Genomic DNA, 21,937 nt, shown 5'->3' with positions numbered 1-21,937 from the left:
TTCAAAATAAATTCACTTTAAATCAAATAAAATGCAAAATCATTTGAAAAAAGAATAATTATGTGTTAAATTCGCAATGATGGCATTCATAAAAAAAATATTCTTTGTATTATTTTTTTTCCAGCTTTCTTTAGCTGCATCTGCCAATGCGGAAATAATTTTAAAACACTACAGCAAGTGGGGTTCAACGGCCGATGCAATCTCTAAGCTGCACCGCAAACTCATCAACATTGCCCAACAACAGGAAGTAAGTGACGATACTTCAGAATCCGGCGGCGGCCAAAACAACCGTGCAGGTGTTTATGTAAGGTTTGTTCATATTCGTACAAACTATTCGGCAATTCTGCTCCCCGCAGATCAATCTCTGCCAGGTGTTGTTTCCAAATTTGTAAAACATGAGGTAACGCAAAATATTATCCGTGATGCATGCCTCCCGGCCTATTATAACTTCCTGTTCAGGTTAAGCCCGTTCTGATTCCTTTTCTAAAGTAATGCACTGCTTGTGCAGATAACCCAAACCATCTTTATTATTAATTAACATAGCCATTTTGGTACGTGAAAGTTACCACTATGCTTATAACCCCATCTTAAAATGAAAACATTCAAAGCAATACTGCCTTTACTGGCAATTATAACATCTATATACGTCACGGGTTGCTCCTCAAAAGCTCAAACTACACAAGAGGAAGCCACCGACACCCTACAACTACCTGTATTTACATTAAACACGCGCGATACGGTTATCCAAAAACCTTACGTAGCCGACATTCAGGCATTAAAAAATATCGATATCCGTTCGCGCGTTCGTGGTTTTTTAGAAAAAGTATTTATTGATGAAGGCGCGTCGGTACAAAAAGGCCAGCTCCTTTTTAAACTGAACGACCAGGAATTTAAAGTAAACCTCACCAAAGCCAAAGCCGCCCTAAGTAATGCCGTGGCCGATGCCAAGGCAACCGCCCTGGAAGTTGACCGGGTTAAAATGCTGGTTGATAAAAAAGTGATCTCCAAATCGGAGCTTGAAGTGGCCGAATCAAAGCTGAGCGCCGATAAAGCAACTATTGAAGAGGCCCGTTCCATGGTGCAAAGCGCCGAAGATCAGTTGGCCTATACCTACATCCATGCCCCTTTTGATGGTATTGTGGATAGGATCCCCCTTAAATCGGGCAGTTTGATTGACGAGGGCACGCTGCTCACCAGCCTGTCGGATATCAGCTCGATGTATGCTTACTTTAGTTTTCCCGAAAATGAATACCTGCAATATGTTCGTAAACGCAAAACCGCGCCAGGTAAAACAAGCGATAAAGTAAAGCTGGTATTGGCCGATGGTTTGGATTTTCCGTACGAAGGAGAGATTGAAACAGTTGAAGCCGAAATTGAACAAAAAACCGGATCAATTAACTTTAGGGCACGGTTCCCTAATCCGCAAAAACTGTTAAGGCATGGCGCTACCGGCAAGCTATACATATCAACCCGGGCAGATAACGTGGTCATGGTGCCCCAACAATCGGTATTTGATATCCAGGATAAAAGCTACGTGTATATAGTTGATGAAAATAACCAGCTGCACATGCATGCTTTTGTACCGCAAACCCGTTTTTCCAGCTATTATATTGTAAAAGATGGATTAAAGGCAGGCGACAAAATTTTGCTGGAAGGCACCCAAAATGTACGCGATGGAATGACCATCAGGCCAAGGAAACTTAACAGGGACTCGTTATTAGCTATGAAGTAGTTTTTTAAGTCTTTAGTCATAAGCCCAAAGTCTCAAGTCAGAAGTTTCTTCTATGAACCTTTCGTCTTGGAACTGATGCTGCTGTAGTGTTTTGACTTAAAACTAAAGACTTCCGACTCCAGACTTAATACTCCTTCGTTTACTGTATACAAACTCTGATAAAGTATGTTCGAAACATTTATAAAGCGACCGGTGCTGTCGCTTGTTATATCTTTAATAATAACCCTGCTGGGTGTGCTGGCGTTGATAACCCTGCCGGTTACCCAGTTTCCCGATATTGTGCCCCCATCCGTAACTGTAACGGCCAACTATACCGGCGCCAATGCCGAAGTTTGCGCCAAAGCTGTGGCCACCCCGCTTGAACGCGCCATTAACGGCGTCCCGGGCATGACCTACATGACCACCGTTTGCAGTAACGATGGGCTTACGGTGATCCAGATTTATTTTAACGTTGGGGTTGACCCCGACCAGGCTGCTGTAAACGTACAGGGCCGCGTTGCCACTATTATCGACGAGATGCCCGAAGAGGTGATTAAAGCCGGGGTAACCACCGAAAAAGAGGTAAACAGTATGCTGATGTACCTGAACATCATCAGCGAAGACCCCGGCATGGACGAGAAATTCATCTACAACTTTACTGACATCAACGTACTGCAGGAATTAAAACGTATTGACGGTGTTGGCCGTGCCGAAATTATGGGCGCCAAAGAATACTCTATGCGGGTTTGGTTAAAGCCCGATAGGATGATGGCTTACAAGGTATCTACCGATGATGTTATTGATGCTATCCGCGCACAAAACGTGGAGGCGGCACCGGGTAAAACCGGGCAAAGCTCAGACAAATCACCGCAAATGCTGCAATATGTTTTGCGCTATCCGGGCAAATTTTTCGAGCCCAAACAATATGAAAATATTGTTATCCGTGCCGAAGAAGGCGGCTCTGTATTAAAACTGAAAGAAATTGCCGATGTTGAATTTGGCTCGCTTACCTACAGCATGGTATCCAATACCGATGGTAAGCCCTCGGCATCTATCATGATAAAACAACGCCCCGGCTCAAACGCCCGGGATGTTATCAACAACATTAAAACCCGCATGACGGAGCTTAAGAAAAGCTCGTTCCCGGCCGGTATGAGTTTTAACGTAAATTATGATGTGTCGCGCTTTTTGGATGCATCTATCCATGAAGTACTGCGCACTTTGGTAGAGGCTTTTATACTGGTATTTATTGTAGTATTCATTTTCCTGCAGGATTTTCGCTCAACATTGATACCGGCTTTGGCTGTACCCGTAGCGCTGATTGGTTCGCTGTTTTTTATGCAGTTGCTGGGTTTTTCTATTAACCTGCTTACGCTATTCGCGCTGGTACTGGCTATTGGCATTGTGGTAGATAACGCCATTGTAGTTGTTGAGGCGGTGCACGTAAAAATGACCGAAGAGCATATGAACGCTATGGATGCTACCATACAGGCCATGAAGGAAATTAGCGGGGCTATTGTGGCCATTACACTGGTGATGTCGGCAGTATTTGTGCCGGTGGCTTTTATGTCGGGCCCTGTAGGGGTATTTTACCGGCAGTTTTCACTTACGCTGGCTATATCTATTGTTATATCTGGTATAAACGCGTTAACGCTTACCCCAGCACTTTGCGCCATTATGCTAAAGCATAACCCCGAGCCTAAAAAGAAAACCCTTACCCAACGTTTTTTTACCGGCTTTAATAAACGTTATGACGGCCTGCAAAACAAGTACTCGGGCTTTATGACCTTCCTTTCGCCTCGCAAAGGAATAACCATCGCTTTATTGATAGGTTTTTTTGTGCTTACCTGGGGCACCAGCGCTATTTTGCCAACCGGCTTTATACCTACCGAAGACCAGGGTATGATTTACGTAAACGTAACTACGCCTGCCGGTGCAACAGTTGAGCGTACCGAACAGGTTTTAAAAGAGATAGCAAGTAAAACCAAAAGCATCAAGGCAATTGAGTCGGTATCCACCTTATCGGGCTATAGTTTGGTGAACGAAATTGCGGGCGCATCCTACGGCATGGCCATGATTAACCTGAAACCATGGGATGAACGCAAGGAATCGTTAGAGGATATTATTGCCACACTAACAGAGAAAACCAAAAACATAGGCGACGCATCTATCCAGTATTTTCCGCCGCCAACGGTGCCGGGCTTTGGTAACTCCAGCGGTTTCGAGATCAGGGTACTTGACCGTACCGGCCAGGGCGACCTGCAAAAAGCAGCTAAAGTAACTAAGGACTTTGTGGATGCGCTAAATGCCTCGCCCGAAATTTCCGGCGCGTTTACCAGTTTCGATCCCAATTTTCCGCAGTACATGATCTCTGTCGATCAGCAAACAGCGGCCCAAAAGGGAATTACGGTTGATAAAGCCATGTCGACCCTGCAAACCTTAATGGGTAGCTTTTATGCTTCCAACTTTATCCGTTTTGGGCAAATGTACAAGGTGATGGTACAGGCCGCGCCCGAATACCGCGCTCGCCCCGAGGATGTTTTAAACCTGCAGGTTAAAAACGATAAGGGCGAAATGGTGCCCTTTTCCACCTTTGTTAAAATGGAAAAAGTTTTTGGCCCCGAGCAGCTTACCCGCTACAACATGTACACATCGGCTATGGTTACCGGCGATGCGGCCAAAGGCTTCAGCAGCGGCGATGCCAACGCCGCTATTGAACGGATAGCCAAACAAAAGCTGCCTAAAGGCTATGCCTTTGAATGGTCGGGTATGACGAGGGAACAAATCTTATCGGGCAACCAGGCCATCTACATTTTCATCATCTGTTTAATATTTGTTTATCTGCTGCTGGCCGCCCAGTATGAAAGCTTTTTGCTGCCGCTGCCCGTTATCCTGTCGTTACCTACCGGTATTTTCGGAGCATTTTTCTTTTTAAAGATATGCGGATTAGAAAACAATATCTACGCCCAGGTAGCCCTGGTAATGCTGATAGGCTTGCTGGGTAAAAACGCCATCCTGATAGTAGAATTTGCCATTCAGCGGCAAAAAGAGGGCTTAACCATTGTTAAAGCCGCTATTGAAGGCGCAGTATCCCGCTTACGGCCCATCCTGATGACATCGCTGGCCTTTATCGCCGGTTTAATTCCGTTATGTATTGCCGATGGCGCGGGTGCCATGGGTAATCGATCTATAGGTACCGCAGCCGCGGGTGGCATGTTGATGGGCACCATCTTCGGTGTAATATTAATCCCCGGCCTGTATGTAATATTTGCCGGAATTGCAGCGCGTAAACATAAAACGCCCCAAGAGCCGCTTACCGAAATGCACCATGAAATGGAAATTGTTAACTAATGAAAAAGCTACCCATGCTAAAAAAAGCAAATTTATATATACTAAGTACCGCGTTTTTATTGATTATAACGACAGGATGCAAAACCTACAAACCTGTTACCGGGCAGGAAGCTGCCGCGAATTTACCAGGCACTTTCACCGGAGCTAACGACACCGCCACAGTAGCAACTTTGCCCATTAACCAGTTTTTTGCCGACCAAAAACTGATTGCCCTTATTGATACCGCTCTTAAAGCCAATCCCGATATCCTCACTGCCTTGCAACGCATGGAGGTATCGCGATCAAGCCTAAGGTTCAGCGCATCAAAGCTATTGCCAACCGTAAATATTGCCGCAAATGCAGGCCTCGAGAAATATGGCGACTATACACAAAATGGTGTTGGTAATTACGACACCAACTTCTCGCAAAATATCAACAGCAGGCAACACATCCCCAACCCTGTGCCTAACTATTTCCTGGGCTTTCAAAGCTCCTGGGAAGTTGACCTGTGGGGAAAATTAAACAGCCAGAAAAAAGCAGCCTTTGCCAGGTTCCTGGCCAGTCAAAGCGGATACCGGCTAATTACTACTCAGCTTACGGCGCAAATAGCCGGGCTGTATTACCAATTACTGGCGCTTGATGCCGAGTTGGCTATCATAAAAAAAAATATAGCGCTACAGGATAACGCGCTGGAAATAGTAAAAATTCAGAAAATGGGTGGCCGGGCCACCGAGCTGGCGGTACAACAGTTTGAGGCCCAGCTAGCGCGGACCAAAGGCCTGCAATACACAACCCTGCAGCAAATAACCGAGACTGAAAACCAGCTTAATTTTTTATCGGGTAGTTTCAAAGGAAAAATTACGAGGGATACCTCTATCATGAAAATTGCTTTGCCGGTAATTATCGGGGCGGGTGTTCCGTCACAGTTATTGCTTAACCGTCCCGATATCCGGGCGGCCGAGTTGGAACTTACGGCCATGAATGCCGATATTAAAGCGGCCAGGGCCAACTTTTTTCCTACGCTTACCTTAACGTCATACGCGGGCTATAACAGCTTTAACGCGGGTTTGCTATTTAACCCGGCCTCGTTTACCTACGGATTAATTGGCGGGCTTACAGCGCCTGTATTTAACCGCAAGGGCATAAAGGCAGAATATGAACGTACCATTGCCGAAGAGAAAATAGCAGTTTATAATTACCAGAAAACAATCTTGTCGGGTTTCCAGGAGGTTAATAATAACCTGAGCGGTATTGGTAACTATAAGCAGGCCTTTGAGTTTAAGCAACAGGAGTTACAATCGCTTAATAACGCGTTATCGGTAGCCAATGATCTTTACCTGGTTGGCCGCGCCAATTACCTGGAGATCATCACCGCCCAGCGCAGCGTTCTGGATGCCGAACTGGAACTAACCAACATTAAACGTAATATATTCCTAAGCTCGGTGAATTTGTACCAGGCTGTGGGCGGGGGATGGCGGTAGGCTGATTGGTTACGAAAAAAGCTGTCATAGCGTCGTCGTTCCTTTTTACCCCCCCCCCCCGGCACGTTGTAGATCCCAGACTTACGAAGTTTTTAAAACTTCGTAAGTCTTTCGCCGGTTTATCATTTACCCTTCAAAGACCGCGAATCCTAACACTTAATAAAGGCACATTTGTGAATTCGCACCTCGCAATCATGGTAATTTGGATCTTTCCCCGGTTATCAGCAATTACCTTTTCTTCAAAAATTCCGTTTTAAGCACAATGCTCATGCCGTCAATTTTACAATCAACTTCTTTGTCGTCATCAGTAAGGCGTATTTTTTTTACCAGCGTACCTTGTTTAAGCGTTACGCCGCCGCCTTTAACTTTTAAAGTTTTTATCAGCGTTACCGAATCGCCATCGTTCAGGATGTTGCCGTTGCTGTCTTTTACGTTTGATTCTGCCATTGTGTATTTGTATTAAAGTAAAAAGCCCGATGCAAATACCGGGCTTTTTGATATTATTTAAATTTTAAAAGCGACAAGCAAAAATCCTGTCAATCCTGTAAAATCCTTAAATCGTGTTATTATTTAGTAACGTACATTACCTCTTTAACGGCTTTAACAACCCTTTCCGGGTTTGGCAGGTATTCCTGTATTAAAGTTGGTGCATAAGGCAACGGAACATCGCCACCCATGATACGCAGAATAGGCGCATCAAGGTAATCAAAAGCATCTTTTTGTACTTTGAAAGCAACCTCGGTAGCTATTGAGCCTAAAGGCCAGCTTTCTTCAATAATTACCAAACGGTTTGTTTTTTTAACCGAATTGATCACGGTTTCATAATCAATTGGGCGTACGGTACGTAAGTCGATCACTTCGGCGTTGATGCCTTCTTTTGCTAGCTCGGCAGCAGCGGCAATAACCACCTTCATGATTTTACCGAAACCAACCAAAGTTACATCGGTGCCTTCGGTTACCACCTTGGCTTTACCCAATGGGATATAGTAAGTTTCTTCAGGTACTTCGCCTTTATCGCCATACATTAACTCCGACTCCATAAAAATAACCGGATCCGGATCCAATATGGCAGATTTTAGTAAACCTTTTGCATCGTAAGGGTTCGACGGAACAACAACCTTTAAACCTGGGCAGTTGGCATACCAGTTTTCAAAGCATTGTGAGTGCTGCGAACTAAGCATACCCGCATTACCGGTTGGGCCGCGGAAAACGATTGGCACAGAAAACTGGCCACCGCTCATCGACATGATTTTGGCTGCACCGTTGATGATCTGATCGATAGCCACTAACGAAAAGTTAAAGGTCATGAACTCGATGATCGGGCGTAAGCCATTCATAGCCGAGCCAATACCGATACCGGCAAAGCCCAATTCAGAGATGGGCGTATCAATAACGCGTTTTGCGCTAAATTCGTCAAGCATGCCCTGGCTTACTTTATAGGCGCCATTGTATTCGGCAACCTCTTCACCCATCAGGTATATGGTATCGTCGTTGCGCATTTCTTCGACCATGGCCTCACGCAGCGCTTCTCTGAATTGTATTTCTCTCATTATATTGTATAAAATGATGTTTTTTGCGACCGCAAATATAATCACTAATGTGTGAAATGCAATTGCAGCCCATCTACTTTGCATTTTTAGTACAGATATTTTACAAATTGTACTTACATTGCCTGTATAAACCCTGTCGCAATGAAATTTCCATCCATTAAAACACTCGCCGAAGGCTTTTTATCTACTTTAAAACAATATCCCTTTGAGTTATTATTTGCACTCGCAGGCACTATTGCAGGTACCATCGAGGTAGAATTGCGTCACCTTAACCGGGTGCATGAGGGCTGGCTGATGCGGGGGGTAATGACGGCCAACCTGGGTTTGTTGTTGAGCCTGTCGGCAACACTGTTTACACAAAGCCGTGAAATGACAAAACAAAGCAGGCGCATCATAAAAGTTATAGCTGCTATCTTCGCGGCATCGCTTGTTTTTATTATAGACCCTACCGCCCGCGAGGCCGATTATATCCGATTTTTCCTGCTATCGCTTTCGTTTCATTTACTGGTTGCCTTTGCTGCGTTTACGGGTAAGGGGCAGGTAAACGGTTTTTGGCAATTTAATAAAACATTGTTCCTTCGTTTTTTAACCAGCGTATTGTACGGTGTGGTTTTGTTTTTAGGGATAGCTGCCGCCATTGCCGCTACTAACTTTTTATTCAACTTTAAGTTTGAGTGGGATACTTATGCCATACTTTGGGTTTGGATAGTGGGCTTGTTTACCACCACCTTTTTCCTGGCTGGCGTACCTGCCGATACGCGTACGCTTAACGACGATTTGAGCTACCCCAAAGCATTGAAAATATTTACCCAGTTTGTATTGATCCCACTATCAACCATATATGTGCTTATTTTATTAGCTTACGAGATTAAGATCATTACACTTTGGAGCCTGCCAAAAGGCCTGGTATCAAATCTTATTTTAAGCTATGCGGTGTTTGGGGTGCTGTCATTATTGCTGATATATCCCATTCGTGAACATGATGGCAATAAATGGATCAAAATTTATTCGCGCAGCTTTTATTTTTTATTGATCCCCCTGTTGGGCCTGCTGTTTGTGGCAGTTGGTGCGAGGGTTTTCATGTATGGCATCACCGAATGGCGTTATTTTTTAATCACGCTTGCCTGCTGGCTGTTGTTTATTTCTGTTTACTTTTTAGCTTTTAAAAAGCAGAATATAAAGCTTATCCCGATCTCGTTATGTATAGTAACCCTTTTATCTGTTTACGGCCCGCAAAGCGCATTTTCGGTTAGCATGTATTCGCAAAGGCGCATTATAGTTAGGTTTTTTGAAAAGCACAATGCGTTGAAAAATGGCAAATTCATCGCGGTTGATAGCACAAAGGTGCGCGAAAAAGACGGCAGTAAAGCTGTGGCATCTTTAAATTATTTCATCTATAAATACGATATCACGCCCTTGCAGCTGTATTTTAACAAGGATCTTACCGCATTGTCCGATTCGTTAGGTAAGTTGAAAAGCAGGGATTGGCGTACTACGGGCGATTATGGACGCAGAGAGTTAAGGGAAAGCAAGTATGAGTGGGCCCGAATTTCCCTTGGCCTGCATCATTTTGAAACCTGGTACAACGAGAATGATAACGTTATGACCTATTACTATACATTTAGCAAAAAAGAAAAAATGGTAGTTGTAAAGGGCTATGATATAACACTCGCCGCCGATGAGTATGCTGATACCCTGACTAATAATTTCAGCGGCATTCAAATTAAGCAAACACAACCAGCGAACGGGTCATTTACCTTAAAACTCAATAGCGAAACTTTTAATTTCAGACCTTTTGATGTTGCCCATAAACTTTTGGCAGATACAGCGACTCTTAATAAATATCACACGCCTACAGAGTCAGAATATTATAAAAATTATGATCTGCCTGCTAAAGAAACTTTACTTATAAAAGAAACGGCTACGTGTAAGGTAGCCTTTCAGATCAACAGTATAAATTTTAACATTACCGGAAAAGAGAAACCAGCCGACATAAAAATATTGGGCACCTATTTAATCAAAATAAAGTAGGTGCCCATAGTATCAATTCACCTGTATTACCACCGGCAGCCCTTGCATTTCCTTAACCGATTTTGCCATCCGTTTAATAAACATATAATTGGTTGTGCCACCAATAACAGCGCCAACAACCGGTACTAATCTTTCGGCAGTACGCACGCCTAAGTTTAAGATGATCTTTTCGGCTATGCTTTCCATCATCGTTTTGCTGAGGGCAATGCCGGTTTCTACTTTAAAAGATATAGCTACCAGTTTCATAAACTCGTCGAACCCCATTTGGTAGCTGCCCCTATTATGGTACATAATAGCCATGGTAACCCTGAATTGTTGGGTTATCAGGTTTAATACATCCACAGGCATGCCAATCACCATAGTTAAAACACCGCCGCTGCCCGATATAGCACCACTACCGGCAGCCATAATTGCGCATTGGTTTATAAATTTATCAAGGCCCAATTTATCGACGCCCTTTTTTACGTTCAATTGGTCGATATGATCAAACACCTGCTTAAACCCATCGTGCGATAATTGTTCGGAGTAGTGTTTTATATCGGTTCCTATTTGCTTTAATGATTTCATTTTTATCGGTTTATATGAAAAAGGGCAAGCCTTTGTATATTTGATATGCTATTCCCGTGCCAGTTTGTAAAACATGTAAATATGGCGGGCATGGGTCGGCGCTTTGTAATTAAGTGACGCCATATATGGCAAACCCCATAAGTATCATGCTTGTTTTGTAAATTTGTGGTTCATAAAAATTTTAAGCCCAGTTGAAAAATAATATTCTTATTGTTGATGATGTACATCCCATATTTATGGAGCAGGCTGAAGCCAAGGGTTATACATGCGATTATAGGCCAACTATAAAATCCGAAGAAGCTTTACAGATTATTGGTAATTATGCGGGCCTGGTTATCCGGTCGAAATTCCTGGTAACCAAACAGATTTTTGATTTGGCCACCAACCTGCAATTTGTTGCCCGCGCCGGCGCCGGCATGGATAATATTGATGAGGCCTACGCCGCCCAAAAAGGCATCAAACTTATTAACGCGCCCGAAGGAAATTCTGACGCGGTAGGCGAACATGCTATTGGCCTGCTGCTTTCGCTGATGAATAATTTTAACCGGGGCGATGCCGAGATCAGGAACGGCAAATGGGAACGTGAGGGTAACCGCGGTTATGAACTTAAAGGAAAAACAGTAGGCATTATTGGCTATGGCCATATGGGGCAAAGCTTTGCCCGTAAGCTTTCCGGTTTCCAGGTTGATGTAATTGCCTACGATAAGTATAAAACCGGTTTCAGCGACCGTTATGCACGCGAAGTAAGCATGGAGCAGATAGTAAAGCTGAGCGATGTGCTGAGCATACACGTGCCCCTGACTGCCGAAACCAACGGTTTGGTTGACGATGAGTACCTTTTTCATTTTAAAAAACCCATTTTCCTCATCAACACCTCCCGTGGCAAAACCGCAAAAGTAAGCAGTGTATTAAAAGCCATTAAGGAAGGTAAAATATTAGGTGCAGGATTAGACGTGCTTGAAGTGGAAAAATTCCCCACCCTGGCCGAGCAGGCATGGTACGACGAGTTGCGCCAAAGCGGCAAGGTTATCCTGAGCCCCCACGTTGCCGGCTGGACGTTTGATTCGTACAGGAAGATAAGTGAGGTGATGGCGGAGAAATTGGTTAGAGTGGTTGATTAGGTGAGTGGTTGATTAAGTTGGACTACGTTGAAATAAATTTCTATAAACGATGCAAAAAAACTTAATCAACCTAATCTAACCCAATCAACCACTCACCTCCTCCAAATAAATTTGCATATTAAAACTTAAATCACTTATCTTCGTTTAATACTAAACAAGACTATGTAGGCATGGCCCATATAGTCTTGTTTGTTTTTATAGTCGTTGCGTCCTTCTTAAAAAAGGGAGGGCGGTTTTTTTTGGACAACCAATAGGATAAACAATAATTAATTTACGTGTTATGGCAGAGGTATCATACTTTACCAAGGATGGTTTAGAAAAACTAAAAGAAGAATTACAAAGGTTAAAAACAACCGGCCGGTCGGATATATCAAAACAAATTGCTGAAGCGCGCGATAAAGGTGACTTGTCTGAAAATGCCGAATACGACGCCGCTAAAGAAGCGCAGGGCTTGCATGAAGCTAAAATTTCGCAAATGCAGGAAGTGTTGGCCAACGCCCGTTTGCTGGATGAATCCAAACTGGATACGTCAAAAGTATTGGCACTATCTATCGTTAAAATCAAAAACCTTAAAAACGGCGCCACCATGAGCTACCAGCTGGTAGCCGAAAGCGAAGCCGATATGAAAGCTGGTAAAATATCAGTAGCATCGCCCATAGCCAAAGGCCTTTTAGGCAAAAAAGTAGGCGAAAAAATTGAGATCACTGTACCGGCGGGTAAAATTGAATTTGAAATACTGGAAGTTAGCCGTTAGTTATTGGTTGATTAGGTTGGATTGGGTTGATTGAGTTAGCTCTCCGTAAACTTAATCAACCACTCACCTAATCAACTTAATCAACCTCAAAATGAATATCTTTTCAAAAATTATAGCAGGCGAGATCCCGGCGTACGTTGTTGCCGAGAGTAATGAGTTTTTAGCTTTTTTAGATATCAACCCACTGGCCGAAGGGCATGTGCTGGTGATTCCGAAAAAAGAAGTTGATTACATTTTCGACCTGGATGATGAAACTTATACCGGTTTGCAAATATTTGCCAAAATTGTGGCTACGGCTATTAAAAAGGCAATACCATGCAAAAAGGTAGGGGTGGCTGTTATCGGCCTCGAAGTGCCGCATGCCCATATTCACCTTATCCCCATGAACCGGGTTGATGACCTCAATTTCTCGCGGCCCAAACTAAGCTTCAGCTCCGAAGAATTGAGTGTTACAAAAGATAGAATCAAAGCAGCTTTTTAAATACCTGAGTGCATCGGTTCTGAAAAAACAAAAGGGTATTGCATAAAGCAGTACCCTTTTGTTTTCAACGCTGTAGGCAAAACCATCCATGATTCGCTTTGCTTTGGTTAATAGGGAAATATCAGCAATGGTATTGTAACGTGGCCCGGGAGTGTTTTGGTCAAATAATACCCAATAATTTCTTTAAAATGAAACCGGTGGTTTACAAGTACCAGCATATCGTTATGCATCCCGTTAATTATAACGTCGACGGCCTTGTTAATATCTTTTTCCCTGATGTTGTTGAAGCCAACACCGTGACTATGTACATGGTCTGCAATTTGTTGGGTAAATAAGCGCTGCCCGTAACCGTCTTCAATATCCGGCAACCCTTTAGCCGACAAATGAGCTACGGATATACCTGCCTGCATAGGTTCGGCCAGTTGAACAAGATATTTTACTATGGCGGCGCGGCAATATCGTAAATCGGCAATATAAGTAATACGCTCTATAGGCTTTAATACCCAGCTTTCGGGTACTATCAATAACGGGCACAGTACTCTATTTAAAACACTTTGCAAATTCAATTGCGCTTGTCCTGGTTCATCTTTTAATGCAGCTGCACTTCCACTCACCATTAACCAAATGTTTTTTTTGATGATCATCGCAGCAAATTGCGCGGCATCAACACCAGCTATATCCGCAGTTGATATTTCGGGCTGATAACCCACCGAATCGCGATTAATAGCATTTAACATCCGCACCAAGCGATTTTTTGCAATTAACAATGGCAACTGAATATTATCGCCAGCCATCACTTTTGCCAAGTCCATTTTGTTGACCTTATAGGTATTTGCAACTAAAATATTGGCCTGTACCGACTGGGCTATCTGGAGCGCCAATTTTGAAGCATTCGCTACAGCTAATGAACCGTCGTTAATTACTATAATCGTTTTCATAGGGTAGGGTTTATAATTTTCAAGTGTAAATTTCACAAATGCTTTTCACAGAAAACATGACGCCGGTCATTATAGAAATTGCTTGTGATCATCAATTATATATGCCTTATCAAGTCGGCTTCAATTGCTTTCAAACCGGCCTGTCTTTTTATAAAGATTTATCTTATATACAATAAGCTCGATTTTGTCGCCTACGTCGCTGTCGTTTTCGGTTATCCCATGTGAAGGGTGATTTGCCGGATGACTTGCTAGGGGCATGATGCGATGTATAAGGCCTTGCATCAGGCGTGCTTTTTCGTCTATGTCGGCTATTTCTTCAAAATGTCCCCAGGCTACTACACTTTTCCAGCTAAAAATGCTTTGAATGTCATCAACTTCAAAACATACTTCAGGATTCTTTCGCATCATTTCCATCTTTTTTCCATTTGCAGAATGGCTGTATATATACGGCGCGCTATAAACATAGTTTATCGGAACAATGTAAGTTGTTCCGTAAGCATGGCATGCTATACGCCCGGTAACCTGCTGTTTCAGCAAACTTTCTATCTGTAAGTCTGTAAGTGCTCCCAACATGATTTAAAATTTTAATTATTAGGAATGATTAACATATCAAAACTAAGGTTGGGCCAGCGGTTTAAAAATGACCGTTTAGTTGTTAAAAAGTGACGCCTGTCACTATCGTAATCTCTGGCATTTTATCAGGCAAGAGCGGAGCTGTGCCGGTACGGAGCCCGCAAAAGCATCTGGTGTACGCCTAAATTACAAATGGCTGGGAAGAAACTTCAAAAAACACATCGGTATATCCCCGAAAACTATTTATTGCTTAGCTGCTTTTTTGAATGTTATCGCGGTTTGGATTCATTTTCGTCTAAAGCTTTGCTGCAAACAGCGGATCAGTTGGAAAAGTTGGGGGATAAAAAAGGCGAATGCCTTTTAAGCAAAAAAAGCCTCAAATCTTTCGATTCAAGGCTTTCATTTTTAATGTAGCGGGAGCAGGACTCGAACCTACGACCTTCGGGTTATGAGCCCGACGAGCTACCAACTGCTCCATCCCGCACTGTTATTCTTATATGTTGCATTCCGTCATAACCTCGGAAAGTTGCTTCCAATTGTCAAAATGCAATTTGCACTCCGTTTTAATTGGACTGCAAAGATATAATTCGTTTCTTTGCAGTCCAAATATATTTTTAATTATTTTTATATGAGTCACCAGGCAGGTTTTGTAAGTATAATTGGTAAGCCCAATGCCGGGAAATCAACCCTTATGAACGCCCTTGTTGGCGAAAAAATGTCAATTATCACCCCAAAAGCGCAAACCACCAGGCACCGTATTTTGGGCATTGTTAACGATGATAACTACCAGATTGTGTTTTCGGATACGCCGGGGGTTATCAAACCACACTACGCGTTACACGAAAGTATGATGCACCAGGTAGATGGATCAATTGTTGATGCCGACCTGATTTTGCTGGTTACCGATATTTACGAAGAGTTTGACGAAACCGACGTGTTAAAAAAATTGGAAGGTTCGTTGGCGCCAATTGCTGTGCTTATCAACAAGATTGACCAAAGCGACGAGGAAACCGTAAAAAGGAAAGTGGAGTTTTGGCAGGAGAAGTTAAATCCCAAAGCCATTTTCGCAATATCGGCTTTACTGGGCCACAATATTAAAGCCATTATGGATTTTGTGATCGGCAATTTACCTGAGCACCCTGCCTATTATGAAAAAGATCAGCTGACGGACAGGAACGACCGCTTCTTTGCGTCAGAAATGATCCGCGCGCAGCTACTTAAACAATATAAAAAGGAAATTCCTTACAGCGCCGAGGTAATTGTAACCGCTTTTGTTGAAGGCGAAAAGCTGCACCGCATCAGTGCCGAAATTATTGTGGAGCGCGATTCGCAAAAAAACATCATTATTGGCCAGGGCGGCAGCATGCTTAAAATAGTAGGTACCTATGCCCGCCGCGATATGGAAGAGTTTTTCCAAAAGAAAATTTTCCTGGAGATGTTTGTAAAAGTGATTCCCGACTGGCGCAGCAAAAAAAATTACCTTAAAAAATTCGGATACGAAGGGTAAGAAGACTCTTAGAATCAAGAGGCAAGAATCAAGACAGTTTTCTGCTTCGCTAATAAAATTTCATTTATATATAGAACAGGAATTTTAAGATAGATAGATTTGCATAAATCTTGACTCTTGGTTCTTGATTCTTGACTCTAATTTAAACACATGAGTAACATAGTAGCCATAGTTGGTCGCCCTAACGTAGGCAAATCAACTTTATATAACCGCTTAACCGAAACCCGTAAAGCCATTGTCGACGATTTTAGCGGTGTAACCCGCGACAGGCACTACGGTGTATCCGAGTGGACCGATCACCAGTTTACTGTAATTGATACCGGCGGCTATGTAGCCAATTCTGCTGATATTTTTGAGGCCGCCATTCGTGAGCAGGTAGAAATAGCTATCGAGGAAGCATCGGTTATTTTGTTTATGGTTGATGTTACCACGGGCATTACCGACCTTGACGATGAAATTGCTACCATGTTGCGTAAAAGTAAAAAGCCGGTTTTTGTGGTAGTAAACAAACTGGACAACAACGCGCTATTATCTGATGCTACCGAGTTTTATAGCCTTGGCCTGGGCGAGATCTATAGCATCTCATCCATGACAGGCTCGGGAACAGGCGAGTTGCTTGACGAAGTTGTAAAGCATTTTGACGACGAGGTACTGGAAGAAAACACCCGCCCTAAATATGCCATTGTAGGCCGTCCAAATGTGGGTAAATCATCGATCATTAATTCGTTAATAGGTAAAGACCGCAACATAGTAACCCCGATTGCCGGTACCACGCGCGATTCTATCCACATCCATTACAACCAGTATGGGCATGATTTTATGCTGATTGATACTGCCGGGATGCGTAAAAAAACCAAGGTTAAAGAAAATATTGAGTTTTACTCGGTAATGCGTACCATTAAAGCATTGGAAGAAGCCGACGTAATTATCCTGATGATTGATGCAGTTGAAGGCATCGAATCGCAGGATATCAACATCTTCCACCTGGCCGAAAAAAACAAGAAAGGTATCATGGTTGTGGTGAATAAATGGGATTTAATTGAGAAAAATAATAAAACCGTTAAGGTTTTTGAAGAGATGATCCGCGAGAAGATTGCGCCATTTACGGATGTACCTATCGTGTTTACATCTGTTACCGAAAAGCAACGTGTGCTAAAAGTAATTGATGTAGCCAACCAGGTTTACCAAAATCGCGCCCGTAAAATAGCTACCTCCAAACTGAACGAGGTAATGCTGCCTATTATCGAAAACTATCCGCCACCATCCATCAAAGGCAAATACGTAAAAATTAAATACATCACCCAAATTGCAGGCTCCTCGCCCATGTTCGCGTTCTTCTGTAATTTGCCGCAATATGTAAAGGAACCTTACTATCGCTTTATCGAAAACAAGCTAAGGGAAAACTTTGATTTCAGCGGAGCGCCAATACAAGTGTGGTTCAGGCAGAAATAAAGCTTCGGATGTGCAATTGCAGATGTGCAGATTAGTAACAGCTTTGTTATTCATTCAGCAATCTAAACAAAAACATCTGCACATCTGAAATTTGCACATCTGCACATTTTTTTTGCACATCAAAAAATTTAATTTTTGTATCGTTTCAGATCGTGCATGCGTAATATAGCTAAACCTTAAGCTGTTATGTTTGCTAAAAAAATATCCTGCGTTGTTTTGTTGGCGTTGGCCCTTGGCTCATCATGTAAAAAATCGCCCCTGACAGGGGTGCAAAATGATAACGGCTGCATTAGTCGTATCCGGCGCGATTATGCTGATACGAATAAAACCGAACTGACGGCCTCGTTAAAACTGTTGACGGATAACCATATTGCTACCAATAATCTTGTGGTAACAAGAGCAGTTTTAAATGATACCATTACCACTAATGGCCCCGTACACGTGCTTCAACACGTAATTGCACAGCAATACAGCAAAGGCTTACCCATACTATTTGCCCAGGTAGGTTATCATTTCAACAATGGCACTTATTACATTACCAGCGGGTACCTATACAGCAATGTAACATTGGGCACAACGCCACGTACAACCCTACCGCAACTACGTTATTTGTTTGTACAGGCCGCTTTGAAAGATTCTTATTCGGTTAATCGAAAAATAGCCGACTCATGCCTGGTTGCCGAATTTGGCTATTATGATATCAGTCCCGATTCGCACGGCCAGCTGATAAAGGCATGGCGGGTTACCCCAGCAAACCACGATTATCCTTTTGCCATTATACAGGATGATAACGCCAGGCTACTATTTTACAATAACGGGATACTTACTTTAAACAAAAGCCGGAATTGATATGCTGATATCAGATGTGCAAATGTGCAGATGATTGGTTTGTAAAACATAGAAAGCCATAATTAAAAAGGGGATAAAGATTTGCCAATCAAATCATCATCCTCTTTCTTTTTTTCATCTGCATATCTGAAATCTGCACATCTACACCCTATTGCTCCAACGCCTTTTTATAAGCCACGTCATTACTGTTCATCACTTCCTGGAACGCATTGTCGCCCCATTTAAACCGGGCTGCGCTGGCTTTCAGGATGCTTTTGATGTAATCTTTTGATTGCAGTAATTCGCGCGAATCCATCTCTTTTAGGGTTTGAGATGCGTATAGGATAAAACTCCGAAAATCATCATCACTGATGGCACAATGTTTTATAAAATCTTCGCCGCTGGTATACTTGCCCAGCAAGGGTTGCATTTTATCAATCACATAAGCCGAAAATAGCTGTTGTTCGCCAAGGTCCTGCACTATCTGGGTACTTTGCGTAGTATCGGCAGGTACAAAAATATCGGGCATAATACCACCGCCACTGTAAACTTTACGGCCGCCTGTGGTATGGTATGATGATCCTTTAAAAACAGTATCATTTCGGTTGCTTTGTTCAGAAAACAACTCGCCTTTTTGCATGCGCTGGGCCAGCTCATTGCGGTAGCTGCTAACGCCACCCTTGTATGATTTTTGGATCGATCTGCCGGATGGGGTATAATACCTTGCCACTGTTAAATTAATGGCCGAGCCATCACCAAACGGAAACTGCTGTTGTACCAGCCCCTTGCCAAATGAACGGCGGCCAACAATGGTAGCTCTATCCAAATCCTGTAGCGCGCCGGCCAATATTTCACTTGCCGATGCCGAATACTCATCTATCAATATACTTACCTTACCTTGTTGAAAAGCGCCCGAATCCGTGGCAAAATAATTGGTACGGGGCTCATGGACGCCTTCGGTGTATACAATTAGTTTACCCTTGCCCAAAAACTCGTCGGCCATTGATGTGGCTGCACTCAGGTACCCGCCACCATTGCCGCGAAGGTCAAGCACCAGTTTATTCATACCATCAACCTTAAGCCTGTTAAGCGCCGCCTTAAAATCCACATCGGTAGTAGCGGCAAACTTGCTGATTTTGATATAGCCTGTATTGACTGTGGCCATATACGCCGCGTTTATGCTGCTGATATCAACCCGGCCGCGTTTCATGGTAAATGATTTTGTACCTTTTCCGCTGGTATTGGCCACATCCATTACAATGGTGGCATCTTTTTCGCCCCGGAAAATATCATTCACTTTATCGGCCGTTAGTTTTGTACCCGAGAATTTTTTATGATCAACACTAACAACTTTGCTCCCTACCGGCAAACCTGCTTTATCGGCAGGCCCCCCGGCATATACCTGGGTAATTACCAGCGTATCGCGCAGTAACTGGTATTCAATGCCAATGCCATTAAAGCCCCCCTCTAAACGCTCATTAATATTTTGTGCCTGTTGTGGCGGCAGGTACAGCGAATGCGGGTCAAGATTTTGCAGTAGCTCGTTGATAGATGCGCCCTCAATGCTGTCAACATTTACGCTATCCACATAATTTTCGCCAACCAGGGTTAGCACTTTTGAAAGTTTATCAGCGCCCGAAAATGAAAAGCCAAGGCTGCGATCGGCGTTATTTCTACTGATATACAATCCAATAGTAATACCCACCAGTAACAGGATCAGTGTCCTGAAAATTACTCCCGCCGTCTTTTTCATATTTAACTATACAAAGTTAATCAATGCGTTGCCAATAATTTTTATCGGCAGCCTTGCATTTGATGTTTTTTACCGAATTTTGTTATAAATTATTTAAAATTAATGGAACGCACTACCGAAAGGGAATCGCATTATAAAAACCTGGAGTTGCAATCGGTCAGGGAAATCCTGGAAAACATTAACCGGGAAGACCAAACAGTTCCGCTTGCCGTGGCCGGGGCCCTGCCCCAGATTGAGGCGTTGGCCATTATAACTGCCGAACGGATGAAACAGGGGGGGCGGCTTTTTTACATCGGTGCCGGCACCAGCGGCCGTTTAGGTGTGGTCGACGCATCCGAATGCCCGCCAACGTTTGGTGTTCCGTTTGATATGGTAGTAGGATTAATAGCCGGGGGAGACGGGGCCATCCGCAAAGCGGTTGAATTTGCTGAGGACAACACCGAGCTTGCCTGGAAAAACCTGTTAGAGTACAACATAACCGAAAAAGATGTAGTAGTTGGCATTGCCGCATCGGGCACTACCCCATATGTAATCGGGGGCTTAAAAATGGCCAATAGCCATAATGTGGTTACAGGTTGCATTGTTTGTAATAGTGATAGCCCCATTGCCGCCATTGCCAAATACCCCGTTGAAGTGGTTACAGGCCCCGAGTTTTTAACGGGATCAACCCGGATGAAGGCCGGTACCGCCCAAAAGTTGGTTTTGAATATGCTGAGCACCAGCGTAATGATCCAACTGGGCAAAGTAAAAGGAAATAAAATGGTTGATATGCAGCTAAGCAACGATAAGCTGATTGACCGCGGAACCCACATGGTAATGGACGAAACGGGCCTTGCCGAGGAGGAAGCCGCAGCATTACTTAAAAAATACGGCAGCGTGAGAGCAGCTGTTGATAATTATAAGAATTGATGTGCAGATATGCAGATTTCAGATGTGCAAATGGTTGAATTTGCATTTCCCCATAATCTGCACATTTGCACATCTGAAATTTGCACATCTGAACAATGCACGAGATAGAACCATATTACCGCTGGAGGGATGATTACATAGCAGCCGAAGACGAATATTCGCCTTTTTATGCTACGGAGTATAGTGAGTTTGAATTTGATAAGCAAGTATACAACTATCTGCTGCATCCGCAATGGGATTCGTTTGGCTCCAACACGCTATACATGAAAGTGCTGTATGCCGATTACGAAAAAGGCTATACCATTATTGAGTTTATAGGCGAGTGGAACGATGCCATTAACAATGATATCATGATGCTGAAGCGCGAGATCCTTGAACTGATGATTGATAATGGCATTAACCATTTTATACTGATAGGCGAAAACATCCTCAACTTTCACTCATCCGACGATTGCTATTACGAAGAATGGTTTCAGGATGTTGAAGATGGCTGGATAGCTGGCATCAATTTCCGCGAACACGTAATAGATGAGTTTAAACGCAACAACATCGATTATTACATCAACTTCGGCGGCCAATTGGACGACCTTGGCTGGCGCAGCCTTAAACCCATCCAGGTGTATAAAAAGGTAGAAGAACAGATGGTGAGAAGGCTGAATTAGCTTCGAGGAGGGTCAAGAGGTTAGAGTCAGGAATTAAGATAGCTGCACGGCATTCATTATTAGCTTATTATGTTATTGCTTCGTTCCTTATAATGACCTATTTGTAAGTAAAAAAGATCCGTCATTGCGAGTATCCATCAGGTAGCCCTGAAAAAAATGGGGATGACATGTTGCAAATGGGGCTTAACGTAGAGACGAAAAATTTTGCGAATCCCTTTTAAAAAAGCGGTGGAAAAGTGCGATTCCCCTCTTGAGAGGGGCGGAGGGGTGTGTTATGCGCGCGCAATGA

19 protein-coding genes and 1 tRNA gene are annotated in these 21,937 nt (G+C 43.3%); 13 read left to right on the top strand and 7 right to left on the bottom strand.

The window, feature by feature from the left end; translation table 11 throughout:
* Positions 1–76: 76 nt before the first annotated feature.
* The 4 genes from AC1DXF_RS16145 (at position 77) to AC1DXF_RS16130 (ending at position 6,522) form a co-directional block, all read left to right on the top strand.
* Entirely contained in the window at positions 77–475 is a 399-nt protein-coding gene (locus AC1DXF_RS16145; RefSeq protein ID WP_477449754.1) for a hypothetical protein, read from the top strand.
* Positions 476–592: 117 nt separating this feature from the next.
* Positions 593–1,732 carry an efflux RND transporter periplasmic adaptor subunit gene (locus AC1DXF_RS16140; protein WP_477449753.1) on the top strand — a complete coding sequence of 380 codons (1,140 nt, stop codon included), beginning with the start codon at positions 593–595 and terminating at the stop codon, positions 1,730–1,732.
* 165 nt (positions 1,733–1,897) lie between these two features.
* A complete protein-coding gene (locus AC1DXF_RS16135) occupies positions 1,898–5,062 on the top strand; it encodes an efflux RND transporter permease subunit (RefSeq protein WP_477449752.1) in 3,165 nt (1,054 codons plus the stop codon).
* Positions 5,062–6,522: a TolC family protein gene (locus AC1DXF_RS16130; RefSeq protein WP_477449751.1), complete on the top strand. Its 1,461-nt coding sequence runs from the start codon at positions 5,062–5,064 to the stop codon at positions 6,520–6,522. The genes AC1DXF_RS16135 and AC1DXF_RS16130 overlap by 1 nt, the downstream gene beginning before the upstream one ends.
* Positions 6,523–6,750: 228 nt before the next feature.
* On the opposite strand, the gene AC1DXF_RS16125 is transcribed toward AC1DXF_RS16130, so the two are convergent.
* Both AC1DXF_RS16125 and AC1DXF_RS16120 read right to left on the bottom strand, forming a co-directional pair.
* Complete coding sequence (locus tag AC1DXF_RS16125) at positions 6,751–6,969, bottom strand: zinc ribbon domain-containing protein YjdM (RefSeq protein ID WP_477449750.1); 219 nt, start codon at positions 6,967–6,969, stop codon at positions 6,751–6,753.
* A 119-nt stretch (positions 6,970–7,088) separates the two neighbouring features.
* Positions 7,089–8,156 (bottom strand): pyruvate dehydrogenase complex E1 component subunit beta, encoded by a 1,068-nt coding sequence (locus tag AC1DXF_RS16120; protein ID WP_477449749.1) that lies wholly within the window; start codon positions 8,154–8,156, stop codon positions 7,089–7,091.
* Positions 8,157–8,213: 57 nt separating this feature from the next.
* Between AC1DXF_RS16120 and AC1DXF_RS16115 the strand changes: the two genes are divergently transcribed.
* On the top strand, positions 8,214–10,103 hold the full coding sequence (locus AC1DXF_RS16115; RefSeq protein WP_477449748.1) for a DUF4153 domain-containing protein: 1,890 nt from the start codon (positions 8,214–8,216) through the stop codon (positions 10,101–10,103).
* A gap of 12 nt (positions 10,104–10,115) precedes the next feature.
* Here AC1DXF_RS16115 and AC1DXF_RS16110 read toward each other — a convergent pair whose 3' ends face one another.
* Positions 10,116–10,670, bottom strand: a complete 555-nt coding sequence (locus AC1DXF_RS16110; RefSeq protein ID WP_477449747.1) for a hypothetical protein — start codon at positions 10,668–10,670, stop codon at positions 10,116–10,118.
* 191 nt (positions 10,671–10,861) lie between these two features.
* Between AC1DXF_RS16110 and AC1DXF_RS16105 the strand changes: the two genes are divergently transcribed.
* From AC1DXF_RS16105 to AC1DXF_RS16095, 3 genes are all read left to right on the top strand, one after another.
* Entirely contained in the window at positions 10,862–11,791 is a 930-nt protein-coding gene (locus AC1DXF_RS16105) for a 2-hydroxyacid dehydrogenase (RefSeq protein ID WP_477449746.1), read from the top strand.
* Between the two features lie 280 nt (positions 11,792–12,071).
* Complete coding sequence (gene greA, locus AC1DXF_RS16100) at positions 12,072–12,545, top strand: transcription elongation factor GreA (protein WP_477382542.1); 474 nt, start codon at positions 12,072–12,074, stop codon at positions 12,543–12,545.
* A 91-nt stretch (positions 12,546–12,636) separates the two neighbouring features.
* On the top strand, positions 12,637–13,026 hold the full coding sequence (locus AC1DXF_RS16095; RefSeq protein WP_477449745.1) for an HIT family protein: 390 nt from the start codon (positions 12,637–12,639) through the stop codon (positions 13,024–13,026).
* Positions 13,027–13,133: 107 nt separating this feature from the next.
* Here the strand turns inward: AC1DXF_RS16095 and AC1DXF_RS16090 are convergent, their stop codons facing one another.
* The 3 genes from AC1DXF_RS16090 to AC1DXF_RS16080 all read right to left on the bottom strand — a co-directional run bounded on the left by AC1DXF_RS16090 (position 13,134) and on the right by AC1DXF_RS16080 (position 15,021).
* Positions 13,134–13,964 (bottom strand): hypothetical protein, encoded by an 831-nt coding sequence (locus AC1DXF_RS16090; RefSeq protein WP_477449744.1) that lies wholly within the window; start codon positions 13,962–13,964, stop codon positions 13,134–13,136.
* Positions 13,965–14,084: 120 nt separating this feature from the next.
* The gene (locus tag AC1DXF_RS16085) at positions 14,085–14,537 is read right to left on the bottom strand and encodes a pyridoxamine 5'-phosphate oxidase family protein (protein WP_477449743.1); all 453 of its coding nucleotides are present in this window, start codon (positions 14,535–14,537) and stop codon (positions 14,085–14,087) included.
* A gap of 411 nt (positions 14,538–14,948) precedes the next feature.
* Positions 14,949–15,021, bottom strand: a tRNA-Met gene (locus AC1DXF_RS16080).
* Between the two features lie 144 nt (positions 15,022–15,165).
* Here AC1DXF_RS16080 and era point away from each other — a divergent pair.
* From era to AC1DXF_RS16065, 3 genes are all read left to right on the top strand, one after another.
* A complete protein-coding gene (era, locus tag AC1DXF_RS16075; RefSeq protein WP_477449742.1) occupies positions 15,166–16,044 on the top strand; it encodes a GTPase Era in 879 nt (292 codons plus the stop codon).
* 150 nt (positions 16,045–16,194) lie between these two features.
* On the top strand, positions 16,195–17,496 hold the full coding sequence (der, locus tag AC1DXF_RS16070; RefSeq protein ID WP_477449741.1) for a ribosome biogenesis GTPase Der: 1,302 nt from the start codon (positions 16,195–16,197) through the stop codon (positions 17,494–17,496).
* A gap of 186 nt (positions 17,497–17,682) precedes the next feature.
* Positions 17,683–18,345: a hypothetical protein gene (locus AC1DXF_RS16065; RefSeq protein ID WP_477449740.1), complete on the top strand. Its 663-nt coding sequence runs from the start codon at positions 17,683–17,685 to the stop codon at positions 18,343–18,345.
* Between the two features lie 148 nt (positions 18,346–18,493).
* On the opposite strand, the gene AC1DXF_RS16060 is transcribed toward AC1DXF_RS16065, so the two are convergent.
* Positions 18,494–20,077 carry a S41 family peptidase gene (locus tag AC1DXF_RS16060; RefSeq protein ID WP_477449739.1) on the bottom strand — a complete coding sequence of 528 codons (1,584 nt, stop codon included), beginning with the start codon at positions 20,075–20,077 and terminating at the stop codon, positions 18,494–18,496.
* A gap of 102 nt (positions 20,078–20,179) precedes the next feature.
* On the opposite strand from AC1DXF_RS16060, the gene murQ reads away from it, so the two are divergent.
* Complete coding sequence (gene murQ, locus AC1DXF_RS16055; protein ID WP_477449738.1) at positions 20,180–20,986, top strand: N-acetylmuramic acid 6-phosphate etherase; 807 nt, start codon at positions 20,180–20,182, stop codon at positions 20,984–20,986.
* 95 nt (positions 20,987–21,081) lie between these two features.
* Positions 21,082–21,648 carry a hypothetical protein gene (locus AC1DXF_RS16050; protein ID WP_477449737.1) on the top strand — a complete coding sequence of 189 codons (567 nt, stop codon included), beginning with the start codon at positions 21,082–21,084 and terminating at the stop codon, positions 21,646–21,648.
* Positions 21,649–21,937 lie beyond the last annotated feature (289 nt).

Source organism: Mucilaginibacter sp. P2_A5, from assembly GCF_056404995.1.
This window is presented reverse-complemented; position numbering and strand designations above follow the sequence as displayed.